This is a genomic window from Pseudomonas sp. AIG (assembly GCF_977020205.1).
In genome coordinates, this window is the sequence record NZ_CDROCK010000177.1 from 1 (window position 1) to 235 (window position 235).

The following is a 235-nucleotide window of genomic DNA, read 5'->3' on the forward strand; positions in this document are numbered from 1 at the left end:
TCCCACGGGGTGGCGAGGAAGCTGTTGCGGTAGCCCTGGTGGAAATCGCTTTTGTGGTCGGTGACGTCGCTGGTGACGTTTTCGCCGAGGACTTGCGGTTGTTTGCCTTCGTGGAAGACTTCCAGCAGCAGCCACAGGTCGTTCCATTCGGCGCGCGGGTGTTCGGCCAACGTGAGGAAGTGGCCGCTGGTGAGGGTCGGCTCGTCACCTTTGCCTTCGGCGAGTTTGTAGTCGC

1 pseudogene is annotated in these 235 nt (G+C 61.7%); it reads right to left on the reverse strand.

What is annotated here, in order from left to right:
- Positions 1 to 235: pseudogene (locus ACWR1S_RS31015) on the reverse strand (type VI secretion system tip protein VgrG); the annotation flags it as partial.